The organism is Streptomyces sp. NPDC006476 (assembly GCF_040612015.1).
GTDB classification, from domain to species: Bacteria; Actinomycetota; Actinomycetes; order Streptomycetales; family Streptomycetaceae; genus Streptomyces; species Streptomyces griseorubiginosus_B.
This window is the reverse complement of sequence record NZ_JBEXPK010000060.1, coordinates 1-20,566: the sequence shown is the minus strand read 5'-3', so window position 1 is coordinate 20,566 and position 20,566 is coordinate 1. Positions and strand designations below refer to the sequence as shown.

18 protein-coding genes are annotated in these 20,566 nt (G+C 72.5%); 8 read left to right on the top strand and 10 right to left on the bottom strand.

Annotation, left to right across the window (positions count from 1 at the left end; all coding sequences use genetic code 11):
• Positions 1-20: 20 nt before the first annotated feature.
• Positions 21-983, bottom strand: coding sequence for an NAD-dependent epimerase/dehydratase family protein (locus ABZZ74_RS40805; protein WP_356949204.1), 963 nt, complete (start codon positions 981-983; stop codon positions 21-23).
• 146 nt (positions 984-1,129) lie between these two features.
• Positions 1,130-2,344 carry a cytochrome P450 gene (locus ABZZ74_RS40800; protein WP_356949203.1) on the bottom strand — a complete coding sequence of 405 codons (1,215 nt, stop codon included), beginning with the start codon at positions 2,342-2,344 and terminating at the stop codon, positions 1,130-1,132.
• Positions 2,345-2,540: 196 nt separating this feature from the next.
• On the opposite strand from ABZZ74_RS40800, the gene ABZZ74_RS40795 reads away from it, so the two are divergent.
• From ABZZ74_RS40795 to ABZZ74_RS40785, 3 genes are all read left to right on the top strand, one after another.
• The gene (locus ABZZ74_RS40795) at positions 2,541-2,981 is read left to right on the top strand and encodes an SRPBCC family protein (RefSeq protein ID WP_356949202.1); all 441 of its coding nucleotides are present in this window, start codon (positions 2,541-2,543) and stop codon (positions 2,979-2,981) included.
• The gene (locus tag ABZZ74_RS40790) at positions 2,978-3,352 is read left to right on the top strand and encodes a methyltransferase domain-containing protein (protein WP_356949201.1); all 375 of its coding nucleotides are present in this window, start codon (positions 2,978-2,980) and stop codon (positions 3,350-3,352) included. Before ABZZ74_RS40795 ends, ABZZ74_RS40790 begins: the two co-directional genes overlap by 4 nt.
• A 147-nt stretch (positions 3,353-3,499) precedes the next feature.
• On the top strand, positions 3,500-5,818 hold the full coding sequence (locus ABZZ74_RS40785; protein ID WP_356949200.1) for a serine/threonine-protein kinase: 2,319 nt from the start codon (positions 3,500-3,502) through the stop codon (positions 5,816-5,818).
• Positions 5,819-5,830: 12 nt separating this feature from the next.
• On the opposite strand, the gene ABZZ74_RS40780 is transcribed toward ABZZ74_RS40785, so the two are convergent.
• The 5 genes from ABZZ74_RS40780 to ABZZ74_RS40760 all read right to left on the bottom strand — a co-directional run bounded on the left by ABZZ74_RS40780 (position 5,831) and on the right by ABZZ74_RS40760 (position 12,506).
• Positions 5,831-6,982: an XdhC/CoxI family protein gene (locus ABZZ74_RS40780; protein ID WP_356949199.1), complete on the bottom strand. Its 1,152-nt coding sequence runs from the start codon at positions 6,980-6,982 to the stop codon at positions 5,831-5,833.
• A gap of 44 nt (positions 6,983-7,026) precedes the next feature.
• A complete protein-coding gene (locus tag ABZZ74_RS40775) occupies positions 7,027-8,484 on the bottom strand; it encodes an NCS2 family permease (protein WP_356949198.1) in 1,458 nt (485 codons plus the stop codon).
• A gap of 175 nt (positions 8,485-8,659) precedes the next feature.
• Entirely contained in the window at positions 8,660-11,044 is a 2,385-nt protein-coding gene (locus ABZZ74_RS40770) for a molybdopterin cofactor-binding domain-containing protein (RefSeq protein WP_356949197.1), read from the bottom strand.
• A 2-nt stretch (positions 11,045-11,046) separates the two neighbouring features.
• Entirely contained in the window at positions 11,047-11,616 is a 570-nt protein-coding gene (locus ABZZ74_RS40765) for a (2Fe-2S)-binding protein (RefSeq protein ID WP_356949196.1), read from the bottom strand.
• Positions 11,616-12,506, bottom strand: coding sequence for an FAD binding domain-containing protein (locus tag ABZZ74_RS40760; RefSeq protein WP_356949195.1), 891 nt, complete (start codon positions 12,504-12,506; stop codon positions 11,616-11,618). The genes ABZZ74_RS40765 and ABZZ74_RS40760 overlap by 1 nt, the downstream gene beginning before the upstream one ends.
• 344 nt (positions 12,507-12,850) lie before the next feature.
• Between ABZZ74_RS40760 and ABZZ74_RS40755 the strand changes: the two genes are divergently transcribed.
• The 3 genes from ABZZ74_RS40755 (at position 12,851) to ABZZ74_RS40745 (ending at position 16,070) form a co-directional block, all read left to right on the top strand.
• Positions 12,851-14,551 carry a PucR family transcriptional regulator ligand-binding domain-containing protein gene (locus tag ABZZ74_RS40755; protein WP_356949194.1) on the top strand — a complete coding sequence of 567 codons (1,701 nt, stop codon included), beginning with the start codon at positions 12,851-12,853 and terminating at the stop codon, positions 14,549-14,551.
• Between the two features lie 152 nt (positions 14,552-14,703).
• Positions 14,704-15,477, top strand: coding sequence for a hypothetical protein (locus ABZZ74_RS40750; RefSeq protein ID WP_356949193.1), 774 nt, complete (start codon positions 14,704-14,706; stop codon positions 15,475-15,477).
• 92 nt (positions 15,478-15,569) lie between these two features.
• A complete protein-coding gene (locus ABZZ74_RS40745) occupies positions 15,570-16,070 on the top strand; it encodes a DUF2231 domain-containing protein (RefSeq protein WP_356949192.1) in 501 nt (166 codons plus the stop codon).
• An 84-nt stretch (positions 16,071-16,154) separates the two neighbouring features.
• On the opposite strand, the gene ABZZ74_RS40740 is transcribed toward ABZZ74_RS40745, so the two are convergent.
• Both ABZZ74_RS40740 and ABZZ74_RS40735 read right to left on the bottom strand, forming a co-directional pair.
• The gene (locus ABZZ74_RS40740) at positions 16,155-16,346 is read right to left on the bottom strand and encodes a hypothetical protein (protein ID WP_356949191.1); all 192 of its coding nucleotides are present in this window, start codon (positions 16,344-16,346) and stop codon (positions 16,155-16,157) included.
• A 7-nt stretch (positions 16,347-16,353) separates the two neighbouring features.
• Positions 16,354-17,157: a GntR family transcriptional regulator gene (locus tag ABZZ74_RS40735; RefSeq protein WP_356949190.1), complete on the bottom strand. Its 804-nt coding sequence runs from the start codon at positions 17,155-17,157 to the stop codon at positions 16,354-16,356.
• A 156-nt stretch (positions 17,158-17,313) separates the two neighbouring features.
• Here ABZZ74_RS40735 and ABZZ74_RS40730 point away from each other — a divergent pair, with 156 nt between their 5' ends.
• Positions 17,314-18,162, top strand: coding sequence for a (2Fe-2S)-binding protein (locus tag ABZZ74_RS40730; RefSeq protein WP_356949189.1), 849 nt, complete (start codon positions 17,314-17,316; stop codon positions 18,160-18,162).
• Positions 18,163-18,466: 304 nt separating this feature from the next.
• The gene (locus ABZZ74_RS40725) at positions 18,467-19,504 is read left to right on the top strand and encodes a DUF2637 domain-containing protein (RefSeq protein ID WP_133041700.1); all 1,038 of its coding nucleotides are present in this window, start codon (positions 18,467-18,469) and stop codon (positions 19,502-19,504) included.
• A gap of 70 nt (positions 19,505-19,574) precedes the next feature.
• Here the strand turns inward: ABZZ74_RS40725 and ABZZ74_RS40720 are convergent, their stop codons facing one another.
• A complete protein-coding gene (locus tag ABZZ74_RS40720) occupies positions 19,575-20,027 on the bottom strand; it encodes an ATP-binding protein (protein WP_356949188.1) in 453 nt (150 codons plus the stop codon).
• Between the last annotated feature and the right edge of the window lie 539 nt (positions 20,028-20,566).

Here is a 20,566-nt window from a genome sequence, read left to right as displayed (position 1 = left end):
TTGACGCTCCGTCGCCCCGGTCAGGCCGCCACGGCCCGGGTGAACCAGCCGATGGTGCGCTCCAGCCCCTCGGCCCAACCGACCCTCGGCTGCCAGCCGAGGCGTTCCCGGGCCAGCCGGGTGTCGGGGTGGCGCCGGGCGGGGTCGTCGGCGGGGCGCTCGACGAACCGGACGCGGGAGGCGGAACGGGTGAGGTCGATGATCCGGCGGGCGAGGTCGAGCATGGTGATCTCCTCGCCGCCGCCGATGTTGACGGGCCCCCGCTCACCGGAGGCGGCCAGCGCGAGCACGCCGTCGACCGTGTCGTCGACGTAGCACAGGGAGCGGGTCTGGCTGCCGTCCCCGGCGACGGTGAGCGGAGCTCCGTCCAGCGCCTGGGAGACGAAGGCCGGGACGGCGCGGCCGTCGCCGGTGCGCATCCGGGGGCCGTAGGTGTTGAAGATCCGCACGATGGCGGTGTCGGTGCCGTGCACCTTGCGGTGGGCGGTGACCAGGGCCTCGGCGAACCGCTTGGACTCGTCGTAGACGCTGCGCGGGCCGACGGGGTTGACGTTGCCCCAGTACCCCTCGTGCTGCGGATGCTCCAGCGGGTCGCCGTACACCTCGGAGGTGGAGGCGAGGACGAACCGGGCCCCGTCGGCGCGGGCGCGCTCCAGTGCGTTGCGGGTGCCGCCGCTGCCGACGTCGAGGGTCTCCAGCGGCAGCCGCAGGTAGTCGGCCGGCGAGGCGGGGCAGGCGAAGTGCAGGACGAGGTCGAAGCGGCCGGGCAGGGCGCGTACGGCGGCGGGGTCGGTGGCGTCGGCGCGCACGAAGCGGAAGCCGGGCCGCTGTTCGAGTTCGGCCACGTTGGAGCGTGATCCGGTGCAGAGGTTGTCCAGGCACACGACGTCGCCGCCGGCCTCCACCAGCCTGCCGCACAGGTGGGAGCCGACGAACCCGGCTCCACCGGTGACCAGGGCCCGGCGCCACGGGTTTCCGCTCATGGGTCGCTCCTCACTCGCGCAGCCACTTGCGTGTCGGCGCGAGTAACCCTGTGGCGGGCTCGCATACCTGGATCCGGCTTACGATCACCCACTATGCACGACGTCTATACGCGCCGTGTAGAGCCCCGGCGGCGGCGCTCCCCCGCTCACCAGGTCAGGTGCAGGGCCTGGGGTGAGCGGTGGATCATCGTGGGCCGCATGACGACCGGACGGTCCCGCGCGAGCCGCAGGCCCGGCAGCCGGCGGGTCAACTCCTCCAGGGTGAGCCTGAGTTGCTCGCGGGCCAACTGGGCGCCGGGGCAGCCGTGCACGCCGAGCCCGAAGGCGAGGTGGCGCACCGGAGGGCGGGTGATGTCGAACGTGTCCGGGTCCGGATGGCGGGCGGCGTCCCGGTTGGCGGCGCCGAAGGCGACGAACAGGGCGGCCCCGGCCGGGAGTTCGGTGCCGGCGAGGGTGAGCGGGCGGGTGGTGATCCGGCGGAAGCCCTGCAGGGCGCTGTCGTGGCGGGCGGCCTCCTCGACGGCGGCGGGGATCCTCTCGGGCTCGGCGCACAGCAGTTCCCACTGACCCGGGTGGCGGAGCAGGTGGAGGACGGTCGTGCCGATGAGCGCGGTCGTGGTCAGATGACCGGCGAGCAGCAGGTTCTGCAGATGGGCGACGAGTTCGTGCCGGTGCTCCAGGGTCGGTTCGCCTTCCGGGACGACGGACCTGACGAGTTCTGTGCACAGGTCGTCGCGGGGCTCGGTGTGCCGGGCCCGGACGTACCGCTCCAGGGTGCGCTGCATCGCGACCACGTCCTCGGCGGCCGCGATCTGCTCGTCCTCGGCCAGCGGGCGGAACAGCAGTTCCTCGGCGCGGTGTCCGCCGTGCACGACGCCGGGGACGTCGGCGGGGTCGAGACCGACGACCCGGCCGATGACCTCGCCGGGAAGCCTCTGCGCGTACGCCGACATCAGCTCGACGTGCCCGTCCTTCACGAACCCGTCGACCAGGGCGGCGGCGCGCTCGGCGGCGTACGGCAGGACGGCGGCCACCCGGGCCGGCGACAGGCCGCGCACGATCGGGGCACGCAGATCCTGGTGCCGGGGGCCGTCGGTGCCGACGACCACGGGCCGGCCGCCGAAGCCGCCGGCGAGGACGGCGAACGCGGCGGGCGAGGGCATCACGTCGGGGGTGAGGGCGTTGGCCGAGGAGAAGTCCTCCGGTCTGCGCAGGACTTCGCGGACGTCGGCGTCCCGGGCGACCAGCCAGGCGTCGAGTTCGGCGAGGTGGGTCAGGCCGTCGGCGCGCCGGGCCCGCTCGTAGTGCGGATATGGATCGCGTTGCAACTCGTCTAGTCCTGGGCGTAGTTGACGGTCCATGAGGCGCCTTCCGGGCGGCGGCGGGACTGCTCTCAGGGTGCCGTACGGGTGTGCGGATGCGGTAGGGGTCGTCCTGCCGGCGCCGCCGGCGGTGTCCCGCGCTCCAGCCACGTGGTGCCGCTCCTTCACTGCGCCATGTGTGTGACGCGCCACGGAAGAGCCCGCTGAGCAGCCCGGATTCCCTACGATGCGTCACGTGGTCAACATCCTCCTCGAACGCACCGCGCCGCTCCCCCTCCCCGAGGCCTGGCGCCGCCTCACGGAGTGGCCCCGGCACGGCGAGGTGGTCCCCCTGACCCGCGTCATCGTGCTCACCGCGCCGCCGACCCGTGAGGGCACGGTGATCGTCGCCCGTACCGGCCTCGGTCCCCTCGCCTTCGAGGACCGCATGGAGGTCACGGTCTGGCAGCCGCCGACGGACGAGGAACCCGGCCTGGTCCGCCTGGAGAAACGCGGCCGGGTGGTGAAGGGCTGGGCGGAGATCGAGGTGCGCCCGGGCCCGGGCGGCCGCAGCCACGTCATCTGGCGCGAGGAACTCACGGTCCCCCTGCTCCCCGGCCCCGTGGACCCCCTCCTCCACCGCGCGTCCCACACCATGTTCGGCCGCGCGGCCAACCGCCTCCTGCGCATGCCGTGATCTCACCGCAACAGCCCGACCGGGAACGCCACTTCGCCCCCGGCAACGGCTTCCACCGCGAAACCGCCCATGAGCTAGACCTCTTGGTCAGAGCAGCGCTCCCGCACGCCGGTTCAAGTGCCCTGGACATCGGCTGCGGCCGCGGCACCTACGCGGCCACCTTGGCCCGCCTCGGCCACGACACCCTCGCCGTCGACCGGGCCGACTCGGCCGTGGCGGCGACACGGGACCGGCACACGGACCTGGTGCCGGATCCGAGAGCGATGAGGCTCGACTTCGAGCGCGCGGCGGCGCCTCGGGCTGAGCCAGGAGGATGTCGCGCGGCTCATCGGCGGGTGGGGACACGGCGGTTGGTACGACCTGGAGCCTGAGGGTCTGCGGTGTTCTGTGATGCGAAACGGGGTTGCCGGGGCTGTCGAGGGTGGTTTCGCGGGGAGTGGTTGGTGGGGCGGAAGGACCGCCTAGGGTGAGGGGGTGGTCGGGTCGGACGGGTTCGGGGATGGGGAGGTGGCCGGGGCATGCCGTTGGGTTCCGGGGAAGCCGCGTCCATAGGTGGCTACACACTGGTCGACCGGCTCGGCAGTGGTGGGATGGGCGTCGTGCATCTGGGGCTGTCCGCCTCCGGACGGCAGGTCGCGATCAAGGTCGTGCACGCCCAGTACGCGCTGGACGAGGAGTTCCGCGCCCGCTTCCGGCAGGAGGTCGCCGCGGCGCGGCGGGTGAGCGGGGCGTTCACGGCGCCCGTGGTGGACGCCGACCCCGAGGCCGAACAGCCGTGGATGGCGACGCTCTACGTGCCCGGCCGCACACTCTCCGACATCGTTGCCGAGGAAGGGCCCCTCACCGGACGCAGGTTGCGCACCCTGGCCCTGGGCCTGGTGGAGGCGCTGCGGGACATCCACCGCGCCGGTGTCGTGCACCGCGACCTCAAGCCGAGCAACGTCCTGATGGCCGAGGACGGCCCCCGGGTCATCGACTTCGGCATCTCCCGCGCCGCCGACAACGAGGACCTGACCGTCACCGGCCGCCTCATCGGCACCCCGCCCTTCATGTCCCCGGAGCAGTTCTCCTCGCCGAAGGACGTCACCCCCGCCTCGGACGTGTTCTCGCTCGGTTCCCTGCTGGCGTACGCGGCCACCGGCAACCGCCCCTTCGACGGCGGCAGCCCGTACCTGACGGGCTATCAGGTGATGTACGAGGCCCCGCACCTGGACGGCGTCCCGGAACCGCTGCGCGGCATCGCGGCCCGCTGCCTGGACAAGGACCCACTGGCCCGCCCTCAACTGGCCGAGCTGCACAGTCTGTTGCTGGACCTGCCCACCGAGGCTCCGCCGCCCTTCCCCGACCTCACGGGCGTCCCGGCCCCGCGCTCCGCGCCCGGCGCGGACACCACCGCCGCGCCGCACGGCCGCCACAGCCGCACCGCCCGGCCGAACCGGCCCGACGGCACGACCGTCGCCCCGTCGGCGTCCGGCGGGGGCCGACGTGTACGGCGTGTCCTCATCGGGATCGGCACGGCGATGGCCGTCGCCGTGGTCGGTCTCACGGCGGCCCACATGGCGGCGAGCGGCGGGCCGGCCGCTGATCCGTCCGCAGCCGCCGGCGGCGGCTCGGCGAGCGCGGCCGGTGATCCCGTGGCGGGTCTGCCCACGGGCTGGAGGCCGTGGCGGGCGAGCCTGCTCACCGCCAAGCAGGGCGACCCGATCGACTTCAGCGAGTCGGGCTGCGTGGCGGGCGGTTCGACGGCCGTGTACTGCGCCGGCACCGGCTTCACCGTCACCCGCCTCGACGCCGCCTCCGGCCGGGTCGACTGGCGCCGGGGCACCGACCCGGAGACCTCGCGCCCGGTCGGCGTACGCGACGGACGCGTCTACACCTACCGCAAGCCCGACCCGACCGGCACCTACCGCACCCGTCGGCTCGCCGTCCTGGACGCGAGGACCGGGGCGGAGCTGTGGGCCCGCCCCGTCGCCGACGAGGAACCGGCCGTCCTGTTCGACCGGGGCGTCCTCGCGATGGACGGGAACAGGACCACGTTCGTCGCCTACGACGCGACGGGCCGGCAGCTGTGGACGGCACCGGCGAAGTCGTCGAGCGGGAACGCCTGCACGCCGACCGTCCTCGACGGCGCCCCCTACGGCGTGTGCACTCCGGTGGACGATCCCGGCACGGACGAGGTAGCGCTGCTGCGGCTCGACCCGGACGACGGCACCGCCGCCGAGATCGCCACCCTGCCCACGGGCGCCCGGCCGATGGGCACCGTGGACGGCCAACTGCTGTTCCTGCTCCCGAAGCTGGCGGACCAGCAGTTCGCCGCCGCCGGCGACGACCAGCCGTACTCCGCCCTGCTACGGGTGAACCCGCGCACCGGCGCCGTCACACGCGCCCCGCTGCCGGGCACCCCGCGCGGCACCGCCACCCTGCTCAAGGGCGTCGTCTGGTTCGTGCGGCCGGACGGCACGGTCACCGCCGTGCGCGGCTCCGACGGCAAGCGGCTGTGGCAGGCGACGACGGACGTGGAGAACCTGTCGGCCCCGGTGGTGTCCACGAAGTTCACCACCCTGTACCTCGTCAACGAGTACGGCCGTGTGCTGGCCCTGAACAGCGCGACGGGCGCGGTGCGCTGGCGCACCTCCGCGCTCGCCGATCCCGGCGAGTCGGCCGGTGAGACCACCCCGTACGTGCTCCTCGTCAAGGACGCCCTGGTGGCCGTCGCGGGCGACACGGCCTTCTCGGTGCGGCCGGACCGGCCCACCCGGCTGCCGTCCAAGAACCCCGCCCCGTCGGCCCCCGGCACGGTGGCCCCGACACCCGCCCCGACCAAGGCCTCGGACTGACGCCCCCGCCGCTCAGGCCACCGACCCGATCCGCCGCGCCGACAGGGACGCCGGGTCGTGGTGGATCGGCGTGTGCGCGCCGGTGAGGGAGACGCCGCTGCCGCCGCGCCGGTCGGCGACGATCTCGGAGGCGATGGACAGGGCCGTCTCCTCGGGGGTGCGGGCGCCGAGGTCCAGCCCGATGGGCGAGCGCAGCCGCGCCAACTCCACTTCGCTCACGCCCACTTCGCGCAGCCGGCGGTTGCGGTCCAGATGGGTGCGGCGCGAGCCCATGGCGCCGACGTACGCCACCGGCAGCCGCAGCGCGAGTCGGAGCAGCGGTACGTCGAACTTGGCGTCGTGGGTGAGGACGCACAACACGGTACGGCCGTCCACGGCCGTCCGCTCCAGGTAGACGTGGGGCCACTCGACGACGATCTCGTCGGCCTCGGGGAAACGGGTGCGGGTGGCGAACACCGGGCGGGCGTCGCACACCGTCACGTGGTAGCCGAGGAACTTGCCGATCCGGACCAGCGCCGACGCGAAGTCGATCGCGCCGAAGACGATCATCCGGGGTGGGGGGACGGAGGACTCGATGAGAACCGTGAGCGGTGCTCCGCAACGAGAGCCCTGCTCCCCGATCTCCAGGGTGCCGGTGCGGCCCGCGTCCAGGAAGGCCGACGCCTCGGCGACGACGGTCCGGTCCAGCTCGGGATGGGCGCCGAACCCGCCCTCGTGGGGGCCGTCGGAGCGGACGAGGAGCGCGCGGCCCAGGAGTTCGGCCGGGCCGGACACGATCCGTGCCAGCGCCGCCGCCTCTCCCCGGGCGGCGGCGGCCAGCGCGGACGCCACCACCGGACGGGCCGGGTCGTCGGCCCGTACCGGGGTGACCAGGATGTCGATGACGCTGCCGCAGGTCAGGCCGACGGCGAAGGCGTCGTCGTCGCTGTATCCGAAGCGCTCCAGGACGGTTTCGCCGTCCCGCAGCGCCTGCTCGCACAGCTCGTACACGGCGCCCTCCACGCAGCCGCCGGAGACCGACCCGATCGCCGTGCCGTCGGCGTCCACCGCGAGGGCGGCGCCCGGCAGGCGGGGTGCGCTGCCGCCGACGGCCACCACGGTGGCCACGGCGAGGTCACGTCCCTGCTCGACCCACCGGTTGAGCTCCTCGGCGATGTCCAGCATCTGTCGGTCTCCTAACGGGGTTGGTGGGAAGGGCCGGCGGGCGGCTAGTGCACGCCCAGCCAGCTCTCGACGGGGTTGAGGGCGAAGTAGACCAGGAAGATCACCGCGAGGCCCCACATGAAGGCGCCGATCTCGCGCGCCTTGCCCTGGGCGGCCTTGATGGCGACGTAGGAGATGACGCCGGCGGAGACACCCGCGGTGATGCTGTAGGTGAACGGCATCACGACGACGGTGAGGAAGACCGGGATCGCCGTGGCGCGGTCGCCCCAGTCCACGTGCCGGGCGTTCATCAGCATCATCGAGCCGATGACGACCAGGGCTGCGGACGCCACCTCCTGCGGCACGATCGCGGTGAGCGGGGTGAAGAACAGACAGGCCGCGAAGAACAGTCCGGTGACGACCGAGGCGAATCCGGTACGGGCGCCCTCGCCGACGCCGGTGGCCGACTCGATGAACACCGTCTGCCCGCTGCCGCCCGCGACACCGCCGATCGCACCGCCCGCACCGTCGATGAACAGCGCCTTGGACAGACCCGGCATCCGGCCCTTGGCGTCGGCCAGTCCGGCCTCGGTGCCGACTCCGATGATGGTGGCCATGGCGTCGAAGAACCCGGCCAGCACAAGGGTGAAGACGATCATGCCGACCGTCATCGCGCCGACCTTGCCCCAGCCGCCGAACTCGACGTGTCCGAAGAGCGAGAAGTCGGGCATGGAGACCGCGCTGCCGTGCAGTTCGGGGGCGCCGTTCGCCCACTGCCGGGGGTCGATCACACCGGCGGCGTTGAGGACAGCGGCGACGATCGTGCCGCTGACGATGCCGATGAGGATGGCGCCGGGGATGTTGCGGGCCTGCAGCATGAAGATCAGCAGCAGGGTGCCGGCGAACAACAGCACCGGCCAGCCCGCGAGTTCGCCCGCGGGGCCGAGGGTGACCGGGGTGGCCCTGCCCTGGTGGACGAAGCCGGACTTGTAGAAGCCGATGAGGGCGATGAACAGGCCGATGCCCATGGTGATGCCGTGCTTGAGCGCGAGCGGGATCGCGTTCATGATCATCTCGCGCAGCCCGGTGACGACCAGCAGCATGATGACGACGCCGTACAGCACGCACATGCCCATCGCCTGCGGCCAGGTCATCTGCGGGGCGACCTGCGAGGACAGCACGCCGGAGACGGACAGGCCGGCGGCGAGCGCGAGCGGGACCTTGCCGACGAAGCCCATCAGCAGCGTGGTGAAGGCCGCGGCGAACGCGGTCGCCGTGATTAGGGCCTTCTGGCCGAGGGTGTCCCCGGCCGCGTCCTTGCCGGACAGGATCAGGGGGTTGAGCAGCAGGATGTACGCCATCGCCATGAAGGTGGTGACGCCTCCGCGGACCTCACGGGCGACGCTGGATCCCCGCCGGGATATGTGGAAGTACCGGTCGAGCCACGACCGTCCGGCGGGGACGCGGGTTCCCGCGCCCGCCTCCTCGGGGACGGTCTGCGGCTGAAGGGACTGCTGGGTCATGTGGGCCTACTCCCAAGGTTCAAAGGGGCACCCGTGTGAACCGACCCTGCGGCTCACGGGATTTGGGATGGTGCTTCGGCCGCACGACCCGGGGGACGGCCCGAGACGAACGAACTGGCTGCTCCGGACGGCACGTCGAAGTGTGACGCTCCCCGTGCCGCCCGGAGGGACGTGGTTACACCTGGCACGTGAGGTGTTCGGGCCGTACCGGCGTCCTGTTCAGCTCCCGGCCGGTCGCGGCGCGGATCGCCGCGAGGACGGCCGGGGTCGAGGACAGGGTGGGTGCCTCGCCGGCGCCCCGCAGCCCGTACGGGGCGTGGTCGTCGGCGAGTTCGAGGACGTCGACCGGCATGATCGGCGTGTCCAGGATGGTCGGCAGCAGGTAGTCCGTGAAGGAGGGGTTCCTGACCTTCGCGGTCTTGGGATCGACCATGATCTCCTCCATCACCGCGATGCCCATGCCCTGGAGCGTGCCGCCCTGGATCTGGCCGACCACGGAGAGGGGGTTGAGCGCCTTGCCGACGTCCTGGGCGCAGGCCAGCTCGATCACCTTGACCAGGCCGAGCTCGGTGTCGACCTCGACGACGGCCCGGTGGGCGGCGAAGGAGTACTGGACATGGCCGTTGCCCTGGCCGGTGCGCAGGTCGAAGGGGACGGTGGGGCGGTGCCGCCACTCGGCCTCGACCTCGACGGCCTCGTCCTCGAGCACGTCCACCAGGTCGGCGAGAACCTCGCCGCCGTCGGTGACGACCTTGCCGCCCTCCAGCAGCAGCTCCGCCGTCGCCCAGGCGGGGTGGTACGTGCCGAACTTGCGGCGGCCGATGTCCAGGACCCTCTCCCGGACCAGCTCGCAGGAGTTCCGGACGGCGCCGCCGGTGACGTACGTCTGCCGGGAGGCCGAGGTCGAACCGGCCGAGCCCACCTCCGTGTTGGCCGGGTGGATCGTCACCTGCGCGACGCCCAGCTCGGTGCGGGCGATCTGCGCGTGGACGGTGACGCCGCCCTGGCCGACCTCCGCCATCGCGGTGTGCACGGTGGCGACGGGCTCGCCGCCCACGACCTCCATGCGCACCTTGGCGGTGGAGTAGTCGTCGAAGCCCTCGGAGAAGCCGACGTTCTTGATGCCGACCGCGTACCCGATGCCGCGCACGACTCCCTCGCCGTGCGTGGTGTTGGACAGGCCGCCCGGCAGTTGCCGTACGTCCGCGCCCTCGCTGGACTCCCACTGACGCTCGGGGGGCAGCGGCATCGCCTTGACGCGGCGCAGGAGTTCGGCCACCGGGGCGGGCGAGTCGACGGGCTGGCCCGTCGGCATGAGCGTGCCCTGCTCCATGGCGTTGAGCTGCCGGAACTCCACCGGGTCCATGCCGAGTTCCTTCGCGACCTTGTCCATCTGCGCCTCGTAGGCGAAGCACGCCTGGACCGCGCCGAAGCCCCGCATGGCCCCGCAGGGCGGGTTGTTGGTGTAGAGGGCGATGGCCTCGATCTCGACGTCGTCCACCTTGTAGGGGCCGATGCCGAGCGAGGAGGCGTTGCCGACGACCGCGGGAGAGGCGGAGGCGTACGCGCCGCCGTCCAGGACGATCCGGCACTTGACGTGGGTCAGCCTGCCGTCGCGGGTGGCCCCGTGCTCGTAGAAGAGGCGGGCCGGGTGGCGGTGGACGTGGCCGAAGAAGGACTCGAAGCGGTTGTAGACGATCTTGACGGGTTTGCCCGTGCGCAGGGCGAGCAGACAGGCGTGGATCTGCATCGACAGATCCTCCCGGCCGCCGAACGCGCCGCCGACGCCGGCCAGCGTCATCCGCACCTTCTCCTCGGGCAGGCCGAGGACGGGCGCGATCTGGCGCAGGTCGCTGTGCAGCCACTGGGTGGCGATGTAGAGATGGACGCCGCCGTCCTCCTCGGGCACCGCGAGTCCGGACTCGGGGCCGAGGAAGGCCTGGTCCTGCATGCCGAAGTAGTACTCGCCCTTGACGATGACATCGGCCCTTTTCGCGGCCTCGGTGGCGTCGCCGCGGATGATCGGCTGGCGGTGGACGATGTTGGGGTGCGGGACATGGCCGATGTGGTGGTCGGTGCGGCCCTCGTGGACCAGGATCGCGTCGGGCGCGGTCGCGGAGGCCTCGTCGGTGATGACGGGCAGCTCGCGGTACTCGACCCTGATCTTGGCGGCGGCCCGGCGGGCCGTCTCGGGGTGGTCGGCGGCGACGATGGCGACCGGTTCGCCGTGGTGGCGGACCTTTCCGTGCGCGAGGACCGGGGTGTCCTGGATCTCCAGGCCGTAGTTCTTCACGTCGGTCGGCAGGTCGTCGTACGTCATGACGGCGTAGACGCCGGGGGTCTTCAGTGCCTCGCTCGTGTCGATCGAGACGATCTCCGCGTGGGCGACGGTCGAGCGGAGGATCTGGCCCCAGAGCATGTCCTCGTGCCACATGTCGGACGAGTACGCGAACTCGCCGGTGACCTTGAGGGTGCCGTCCGGGCGGAGCGTGGACTCGCCGATGCCGCCCTTGGTCCGGGATCCCTGAGTGATCTTGGTGGGAGCGCCGTTGGTCGGCATCGTCAGACCGCCTCTTGCTGCCGGGCGGCCGCCAGACGGACCGCGTCCATGATCGTCTCGTAGCCCGTGCAGCGGCACAGGTTGCCCGACAGCGCCTCGCGGATGTCCGCGTCGGTCGGGTTGGGGTTGCGCTCCAGCATCTCGTCGGCGGCGACCAGCAGGCCGGGCGTGCAGAAGCCGCACTGGACGGCGCCCGCGTCGATGAAGGCCTGCTGGATGGGGGCCAGTTCGGTGCCCTCGCCGGTGTGCGAGTCGCTGCCCGTCGCCTGCCAGCGCTTGGCCTCGTCCAGGGTGGTGCCGCACGCGTCGCCGCGGGAGCGCTGCCTGGCGTGGTCCGCGAGCCCCTCGACGGTCACCACGTCACGGCCCTCGACCTGTCCGGCCGCGACCAGGCAGGAACACACCGGCACGCCGTCGAGGCGCACCGTGCAGGACCCGCACTCGCCCTGCTCGCAGGCGTTCTTGGAGCCCGGCAGGCCCAGCCGCTCCCGCAGCACGTACAGCAGGGACTCGCCCTCCCACACGTCGTCGGCCTCCTGTGGACGTCCGTTGACAGTGAAGTTGACGCGCATCAGGCGACTCCCTCCGAGCGGGCGGCGGTGCCGCGGTAGGACTCCCAGGCCCAGGTCAGCGTGCGGCGGGCCATGACGCCCACCGCGTGCCGGCGGTAGCTCGCCGTGCCCCGGACGTCGTCGATCGGGTTGCAGGCGCCGGAGCACAGGTCGGCGAACTGCTTGGCGACCGACGGGGTGATGATCTTTCCGTTGTCCCAGAAGCCGCCCTCCTCGAGGGCCGCGTTCAGGAATTCCTCCGCGGCCTTCGCCCTGACGGGTGTCGGGGCGGCCGATCCGATGCCGGTGCGGACGGTGCGCGTCGAGGGGTGCAGCGCGAGCCCGAAGGCGCACACGGCGATGACCATGGCGTTGCGGGTACCGACCTTGGAGAACTGCTGGGGGCCGTCGGCCTTGTCGATGTGCACGTACTTGATGAGCTCGTCGGCGGCGAGCGCGTTGCGCTTGACGCCCGTGTAGAAGGCGTCGATCGGGATACGGCGGCTGCCGCGCACCGACTCCACCTCGACCTCGGCGCCCGCCGCGAGCAGGGCGGGGTGGGCGTCGCCGGCCGGGGAGGCGGTGCCGAGGTTGCCGCCGACGCCGCCGCGGTTGCGGATCTGCGGGGAGGCGACCGTGTGCGAGGCGAGGGCGAGGCCCGGCAGCTCGACGCGCAGCCGCTCCATGATCGTGGTGTAGGGGACCGAGGCGCCGAGCCGCACGCTGTCCTCGCCGACCTCCCACTCGTAGAGGTCGCCGACGCGGTTGAGGTCGAGCAGGTACTCGGGCCGCCGGTGGTCGAAGTTGATCTCGACCATCACGTCGGTGCCGCCCGCAATGGGCACAGCGGTGGGGTGCTCGGCCTTCGCGGCGAGCGCCTCCTCCCAGCTGGCGGGGCGAAGGAAGTCCATGACCGGCTCTCTTCTTCGTCTCGGGGGTGGTACGGATCGAGCCAGATCCGGTGCGGCGGGCTCGGCTCGTTCATGTGCTGTTCACGCGGAGTGGAGTCAGTACACAGCGCCGTGCTCCAGCCGGGTCAGTCACGGAAACCATGAAGGAGTTGGCTGGCCAGGCCGGGCATCTTGTAGATTCGTATGAACGGAGGTCATCGGTCACCTCCCTGTTTTCCTGTAGAAACGCAGGAAACAGCCAGGCAGTCGAAGCGTGCGGCTCCCGCACCGTCCGGCGGGTCCCTCTCCCCGACCACCCTCACGGTTCATCGTAGATTTCGAGACAAAGAACGGCGGCGACGAGAATGCGGCTGCGCGCACTGCTGGACACCGACGCGCTGGGCCTCAGGCTACTCGGCGGCGAGGACGAGCTGGACCGGACCGTCCGCGGCGTGATGACCACCGACCTGCGCGATCCCAGCCGCTACCTCTCGGGCGGTGAGCTGGTGCTCACCGGCCTGGCCTGGCGCCGGGACGGGGACGACTCGGAGCCGTTCGTACGGATCCTGGTGCAGGCCGGGGTGGCCGCGCTGGCGGCCGGCGAGGCGGAGCTCGGGGACGTCCCCGAGGACCTGGTGGTGGCCTGCGCCCGGCACCGGCTGCCGTTGTTCGCGGTGCACGAGTCGGTGGCGTTCGCGACGATCACCGAGCATGTCGTCCGGCAGGTCTCCGGCGAGCGCGCGGGTGATCTGGCAGCCGTGGTGGACCGGCACCGGCGGATGATGACCTCGGGCCCGGCGGGCGGCGGCCCGGACGTGGTGCTGGACCTGCTCGGCTCCGACCTGGACCTCAGGGCCTGGGTGCTCTCCCCCACCGGACGGCTGATCGCCGGTCCGAAGCTCGCGGGGCCGGGGCTGCCCGCCGACCTGTGCGCCAAGCTCGCCGCCGAGCATCTTGCCGCCGCCCGCACCGGACGCCGGGGGCCGCACCGGGTGACGCTGGGCCCGGCGACGTACAGCCTCTTCCCGATCCGCGCTTCGGGCCACCGCCCGGCCGTCGCCGGCCCGGGACGCTCGCCGCAGGCCTCGCGGGACGTGCGCGAGTCGGTGCTGTCGGACTGGCTGCTGGCCGTCGAGGCGGACGCGGGCGACTGGCCCGCCGAGCGGCTGGACCTGCTGCAGGGTGTCACCCAACTCATCTCGGTCGAGCGGGACCGCCGGGACGCGGTGCGCACGGTACGGCGCCGGCTCGCCCAGGAGGTGCTGGAGCTGGTGCAGACGGGGGCCGCGCCGGCGGAGATCGCCGCCCGACTGCGGGTGGCCGCTCCGGTGCTGCTGCCCGGCCTGGGGGCCGCCCCGCACTGGCAGGTGGTCGTGGCCCGCGTCGACTGGGCCGGCGCGGGCATCGAGGCGGGTCCGGTCGCGCAGTCGCTGCTGGAGGAGATCCTGGTCGACCCGCTGGCCACCGGGCCCGAGCCCTCGGACCGGATCGCCGTCGCGCACACCGGGGACGAGGCCGTCGCCCTCGTCCCGCTCCCGGCGGTCTCCGCCGAGCACGACGGTTCGGAGTCCGGGATCCTCGCCGAGGCGCTGCTGGAGTCCGTGCGCGACCCGCTGTCGGCCGGTCTCGACGACGACGGCCAGGTCACCCTCGGTGTCAGCGCGGCCGTGCACTCGGCGGAGGGGCTGCGCGGCGCCCTGGAGGAGGCCCGGCACGCCCGCCGGGTGGCGGCCGCCCGCCCGGGCCGCGTCTGCGCGGCCGGCCACCAGGAACTCGCCTCCCACGTCCTGCTGCTCCCCTTCGTCCCGGACGACGTCCGCCGCGCCTTCACCGCGCGGCTGCTGGACCCGCTGCGCGACTACGACCGCCGCCACCGCGCCGAGCTGATCCCGACCCTTGAGGCCTTCCTGGACTGCGACGGTTCGTGGACGCGCTGCGCGACCCGGCTGCACCTGCACGTCAACACACTGCGCTATCGCGTGGGCCGAATCGAGCAGTTGACGGGCCGGGACCTGTCCCGGCTGGATGACAAGCTCGATTTCTTCCTGGCGTTGCGGATGAGCTGAGCCCGCCGGTCGGCGGGCCGGCGTGGCACCAAGTGCCGCCGGAGTCCCACGACTTTGTGAAATCCTTCACCCGCCCCCTTGGCCCCGCCACGGAATCCGTGCTGAGATGCGGCCACCACTCAAAGCTCGATGGCGTGCTCGGGGAGGGCAACGTGGCGCATACCGCCATGTCTGGTACCGGAACTTCCGCAGGGGACGATCCCGTCCAGACCGCGGTGTGGCGGCTGCGCTCACGGGCCTGCTGGACCGACGCGGCGGCGCTGCTGGACCCGGTCACCGCCGCCTCGGCGCTGCAGCGGACCGCGCTGCTCGTGGAGAAGTGCCTGTACACGGAGCAGGGGTGGGACGAGGCCGAGGACGCGCTGCGGACGGCGGAGGCGCTGGCCCACACCGACGAGGAGCGCGGCGCGGCCGCTTGTGAACGCGGGTACTTGGCGTACGCGGCGACCCTGCACTCAGTGCGCGACCGGGCCGACGAGGCACGGGCCGCGCTGGGACGGGCGGCGGCGCTGATCCCCCCGGGGGCCGTGGGGCGGGCGCTGCTGGACTTCCGGCGGGGGCTGCTCGCCGAGAACCTCACCCGCTCCCCCCAGGCAGCGCGGGCCGCCTACCGTCGCGCCCATGCCGCCGCCACCGCCCATTCCGACCCGCTGCTGCTGTCCTCCACCTGGCGCCATCTCGCCGGTCTCGCCCTGCGGGAGGGCGAGGTGGCCGAGGCACGGCACGGGTTCGCGGAATCCCTGCGGATCCGCGAGGAGTTGGGCTACCTGGTCGGTACGGCCCCGGCGCTGGCGTCGCTGGCCGACGCGGAGGCGGAACCGGAGGCCTCCCGGCTGCGCGAGGAGGCGCGGCGGCTGTTCCGGCTGCTGGGCGGGGTGCCTACCTGGCTGGCGCGGCAGTTGACGCCGCCGGCGGCGACGGCCTGAGACGTCCGGGGCCGTTCAGGGAGTGCTCAGAGGAACCTGAGAGGTTGCTGTGGCAGGCTGCGGCCCCCATCCCCCTCTTCAGAGGAAACCCGATGAGCCTCGTCAACGGTCTGCCCGCGCATGTCCTGTTGGTCCATTTCGTCGTCGTACTCGTCCCGCTGACCGCGCTGGCCCTGGTGGTCTGTGCCGTGTGGCCGAAAGCCGCGCGCCGGATGGGCGTGGTCCTGCCGGTGCTGGCGTTCGTGACGCTGGTGAGCGTGCCGCTGACCACGCAGGCCGGCGAGTGGCTGGAGCGACATGTGACCAGCAGCGCGCTGATACGCCGGCACACCGAACTCGGCGACGGGCTGCTGCCCTGGGCGCTGGGTCTGTTCGTGCTGGCGGCGGCCGTGTGGTGGACGACCCGCCGGACGTCCGCCGAGCGGGCCGGCACCCGGTCCGCGTCCGTGATCCGCGTCGCGGCCGGCGTGCTGAGCGTCGTCGTCGCCGCGGGCGCCGTCGTCGACGTCTACCGCATCGGGGACTCGGGCGCGAAGGCGGCCTGGACCGGCGGCTACTCCAAGACGGAGACGGGCTCGGGCGACGGGAACTGACCCGTCCACAGGCGGGACCGTGCGAGGGCCTTGTCGGCGGGGCCCTCGCACGGACCCTGTCGGCGGGGCACTCGCACAGACCCTTCACACCAGGCCCGCGAAGTGCCGGCCCACCAGCACCCGGACGACATCGACGTCCCGCGCGATCAGCGCGTCCACCGGCACGGTGTGGTCGGCCGCGTCCGCGATCTCGACGACGGAAACGGGCTCGGGCGACGGGAACTGATCCGCCCCACGGGGAGTGCGTCCGAGGGCCTTGTCGGCGGGCCCTCGCACGGACCCTTCACACCAGGCCCGCGAAGTGCCGGCCCACCAGCACCCGGACGACATCGACGTCCCGCGCGATCAGCGCGTCCAGCAGCACGGTGTGGTCGGCCGCGTCTGCGATCAGGTCGGCGTTCCCGGCCGAGGCCCGTCCGCCCACCAGCGGCCACTGGGCCCGGCGGTGCAGGTCGTCGGCGATCTGGACGAGCTGTGCGTTGCCGCCGAGGGACAGCACCGCCCGGTGGAAGGCGCGGTCGGCCTCGGCGTAGGTGGCCCGGCAGCCCAGGGACGCGGCCCGGACCGTCGCCTCGGCGAGGGGCCGCAGGTCCGCCCAGCGTTCCACGGGGACCGTGCGGGCCAGCCGGAGCATCACCGGAACCTCGATCAGCGCGCGGATCTCGGCCAGTTCGGCGAGTTCCCGGGTGCCGCGTTCGACGACCCGGAAGCCCCGGTTGGGGACGACCTCGACGGCGCCCTCCAGGGCCAGCTGCTGCATGGCCTCCCGCACGGGCGTCGCGGAGACACCGAAGCGCTCGCCCAGCGCCGGCGCCGAGTACACCTCCCCCGGCGTGAGCTCGCCGGTGACCAGCGCGGTGCGCAGCGCGTCAAGGATCTGTCCGCGCACGGAGGCCCGCTGGACCAGCCGGGGGCGCGGGATCGGCTGCTCGCTGTGGATGTGCTCGCCGCGTGTGCCGTCGGGGGCGACGCCCCGCTCCCGGTCCACGTCCGCCGCCACAGGCTGCTGCGGCACGCGGGGCGCGGTGGCGGCCGTACGGATCTGCGGTGTTCCCGTCCCCGTGGAGCCCTGCGCGTGCTGCCTCACGGGTCCTCCTCGGGACGTGTCGGTACTTGGGGCCATTACGACGGGTTGTTACTCGTCCGTCAAGCACCATAAGCGCACAAGCCGTCAGTTCAAATCCGATCTACTCCAGGTAAGGTAAGCCTTACCTTTCAGTCGTCCCTGATCGGCGGTCTCCGCATGCCCTCTGCCCGCTCGGCCTTCCATGACGCCTACGCCCGTCTGACCAAGGCGTTCCCGGGACTGGACGTCAGGGAGCTCTCCGCCGGGGAGCCGGTGCCCAAGGGCGGCGGCTGGGTGACCACCGCCTCACTGGTGGAGGGCGGCGCCCGTCTCGACGCGTTTCTAGCCCAGGACGACGCACAGGTGCTGCGCGACCACGGACAGCGGGCGCGCCCGGACGTCGTCGCGAGTTTCGGGCTGCACCGGTACGCGTGGCCCGCCTGCCTCCTGATCACGGTGCCGTGGTTCCTGCACCGCCGGGTCCCCCGCCTCCCGGTGGAGGAGGTCGCCTACAACCGCACGGCCCCCGGTCTCTCCCTGGGCCGGCTGGCCGTGCGCCCGGCCGGCTTCGCCTGTCTGCCCGGCGATCCGGCGGCCGCGCTGCCCGGCGCCCGGGTCGTCGCCGACGAGGAGGCGCTGCGGGCGGAGGTGCGGGCCGCGGTGGCCGAGCACCTCGCGCCCGTGCTGGCCGCATTCGGGCCGCGGATGCGGCGGCGTGGACGCGCCCTGTGGGGCACGGCGACCGACGAGCTGGTGGAAGGGCTCTGGTACATCGCGCATCTGCTCGGTGAACAGGTTCGGGCCAGACGGGAGTTGGAGGCGCTGCTGCCCGGCGCGACCCTGCCGTACGTCGGCTCGGCGGCCTTCCGCGAACTGACCGGTCCGGACGGCGAGTCGCTGCCGACCAGGGACCGGGTGAGCTGCTGCATGTTCTACACCGTGCGCCCCGAGGACACCTGCGCGACCTGCCCGCGCACCCGCGACGCCGACCGCGTGACCAAGCTGCTGGCTGCCACCACCAGTTGAGCCCCCCTCAGGCACACCGGCGCGGGGCGATGTCGTAAGATCGCCCGCGAAGGGACCGCCCGCTCGGTTACAGCTGCTTCACAACTTTCTCACTTGTCGCAGGAACTTTCCGAGGAACCACCCGTACGGGTAGTCTTATTCGAACTCAACTCCCGCCCCTCAAGCGGCAGTTCGAGCAGAAAGCTGCCCTGGCACCCCCCTTGCAATTCCTTGGCGGCCTCTTGCCCCGAAACCCCCTGAGGGCCCGTGGGATTGGGCCACTATGGCGGGCGTTACGCCCTATCCCAATGCAAGGGACCCCTAGATGAGACTGACCGACATATCGCTGAACTGGCTGCTTCCGGGCGCCGTACTGCTCCTGGGCATGCTGGCGGCGGTGGCGGTGCTCGCGCGCAGCAAGCGGTCCGGCGGGGAGCACGCGAAGGACGACTCGTGGGAGCGCAGCGAGGAGCGCCGCAGGCGCAAGGAGGCCATATACGGCACCGCCTCCTATGTGCTCCTGTTCTGCTGTGCGGCGGTCGCCGCCGCGCTCTCCTTCCACGGACTGGTGGGCTTCGGCCAGCAGAACCTCGGCCTCTCGGAAGGCTGGGAGTACCTGGTGCCGTTCGGCCTGGACGGCGCGGCCATGTTCTGCTCCGTGCTCGCGGTGCGCGAGGCCTCCCACGGTGACGCCGCTCTCGGCTCCCGGATACTGGTGTGGACCTTCGCGGGCGCCTCTGCCTGGTTCAACTGGGTGCACGCGCCCCGAGGGGTCGACCACGCGGGCGCGCCGCAGTTCTTCGCCGGCATGTCGCTCTCGGCGGCGGTGCTGTTCGACCGCGCGCTGAAGCAGACCCGCCGGGCCGCCCTGCGTGAGCAGGGTCTGGTGCCGCGTCCGCTGCCGCAGATCCGTATGGTGCGCTGGCTGCGGGCTCCCCGCGAGACCTACAGGGCCTGGTCGCTGATGCTGCTGGAGAACGTGCGCAGCCTGGACGAGGCGGTCGAGGAGGTCCGTGAGGACAAGCGGCAGGAGGAGGCCAACCGGCTGCGCCGCCGTGAGGCGGACCGGCTGGAGCGCGCCCAGCTCAAGGCGATCAGCCGCGGCCACCGCGGGATCATCGGCCGCGGCGGCCGACCGGAGCCGCAGGCCCTGGAGCGGGCAGGCACCCAGACCTCCGCGGAGCCTGCCATATCGGCCCCGGAGCCGCTGCCCGTCCGCCAGCGTCCCTCGCTGCAGCCCGTCCGCAAGGGCGGTTCCGACCAGATCACGGTCGATCTCACCGCGGAGGACGACACAATGGCCCTCCCGCGCCTCGACTCCCTGGAGCGCAAGCTCAAGGACCTCGAGCAGCAGTTCGGCTGAGCCGGCCGGCGCAGGAGCCGGTATAGGGAAGGGGGCGTGGCCGGTGGCCACGCCCCCTTCCCGTTCCCGTTCAGGCCGGGCCGGCGTCGAGTTCGAACCACACCGCCTTCCCCACCCCGTGCGCCCGTACCCCCCATGCATCCGCGAGGGACTGCACCAGGACCAGGCCCCTGCCGTGGGTACCGTCGCCGGTGTTCGCCGGGCAGGGCCTGGGCCTGCGGGCCACGAAGTCCCGTACCTCCACCCGCAGTCCCCGCGGTCCCACGACGGCCGTCAGGACCGCGTCGTGGTCGGTGTGGACGAGTGCGTTGGTGACCAGTTCGCTGGTGAGCAGTTCCGCCACGTCCGAGCGTCCGGGCCTGCCCCACTGCCGTAGCAGCTCGCGCAGTGCCCTGCGCGCCTCGGGCACCGCCTTCAGATCCCCGCGCCCGAGTCTCTGCCGCAGCTGGGACGGCTGCGGCCCTTCCGTCACGTCGTCGGTCTCTTCCTCCACCGTCCGAGCCGAGGAGGCCCCGATCGCCATGGGACCGCCCCCTCGTGCCTGCCTCTTCATGACCCCCGCCCGCGTGCCGATGTCGGTTCCCCTCCTTGTCGAACACGTTCACGGGATCCATGCCCTCTGTCACCCGGCGCAGTCATGTCGAATGGTCAACCACCGGATGTTCGGCCACGGTTACGGCCCTTTCGGCCGGACCGGCGCCGACGGACCGTGCCGAACGCCATCGCGCCTAGGCGTCCGAGGGTGTCCTGACCACCCGCGATCATCGCCTCCGCCGACTCCGGTCTGCCGAGGTCGTCGTACTCGACACAGCGGTGTGGCGGTTGGTACCGGACGTCCAGGTCCTGCTCGCGGGCCCGGCGGACCGTGCCCACGGCTCGCGAAACTGGCCTGAATCCACTGGTTTTCCGGCCCGGACGGGGAACCGAAGACCGTCCGACGACCGAACGGCCGCAGCGCGGGAGCGACACGCCACTTGCGCCGGTTGCCGCCCGCGAAGGCCTTCTTGAACAGCTCGCGGGTCTGCTCCACGCCCAGGAAGTGCTCCTGGTCGGGCGCCTTCT

Coding starts and splice junctions, on each gene's coding strand:
- ABZZ74_RS40745 (WP_356949192.1), top strand. CDS start 15,570: ATGAGCCTCGTCAACGGTCTGCCCGCGCATGTCCTGTTGGTCCATTTC.
- ABZZ74_RS40725 (WP_133041700.1), top strand. CDS start 18,467: ATGAGACTGACCGACATATCGCTGAACTGGCTGCTTCCGGGCGCCGTA.
- ABZZ74_RS40800 (WP_356949203.1), bottom strand. CDS start 2,344: ATGGACCGTCAACTACGCCCAGGACTAGACGAGTTGCAACGCGATCCA.
- ABZZ74_RS40730 (WP_356949189.1), top strand. CDS start 17,314: ATGCCCTCTGCCCGCTCGGCCTTCCATGACGCCTACGCCCGTCTGACC.
- ABZZ74_RS40755 (WP_356949194.1), top strand. CDS start 12,851: ATGCGGCTGCGCGCACTGCTGGACACCGACGCGCTGGGCCTCAGGCTA.
- ABZZ74_RS40720 (WP_356949188.1), bottom strand. CDS start 20,027: ATGGCGATCGGGGCCTCCTCGGCTCGGACGGTGGAGGAAGAGACCGAC.
- ABZZ74_RS40760 (WP_356949195.1), bottom strand. CDS start 12,506: ATGGACTTCCTTCGCCCCGCCAGCTGGGAGGAGGCGCTCGCCGCGAAG.
- ABZZ74_RS40805 (WP_356949204.1), bottom strand. CDS start 983: ATGAGCGGAAACCCGTGGCGCCGGGCCCTGGTCACCGGTGGAGCCGGG.
- ABZZ74_RS40780 (WP_356949199.1), bottom strand. CDS start 6,982: ATGCTGGACATCGCCGAGGAGCTCAACCGGTGGGTCGAGCAGGGACGT.
- ABZZ74_RS40765 (WP_356949196.1), bottom strand. CDS start 11,616: ATGCGCGTCAACTTCACTGTCAACGGACGTCCACAGGAGGCCGACGAC.
- ABZZ74_RS40770 (WP_356949197.1), bottom strand. CDS start 11,044: ATGCCGACCAACGGCGCTCCCACCAAGATCACTCAGGGATCCCGGACC.
- ABZZ74_RS40775 (WP_356949198.1), bottom strand. CDS start 8,484: ATGACCCAGCAGTCCCTTCAGCCGCAGACCGTCCCCGAGGAGGCGGGC.
- ABZZ74_RS40785 (WP_356949200.1), top strand. CDS start 3,500: ATGCCGTTGGGTTCCGGGGAAGCCGCGTCCATAGGTGGCTACACACTG.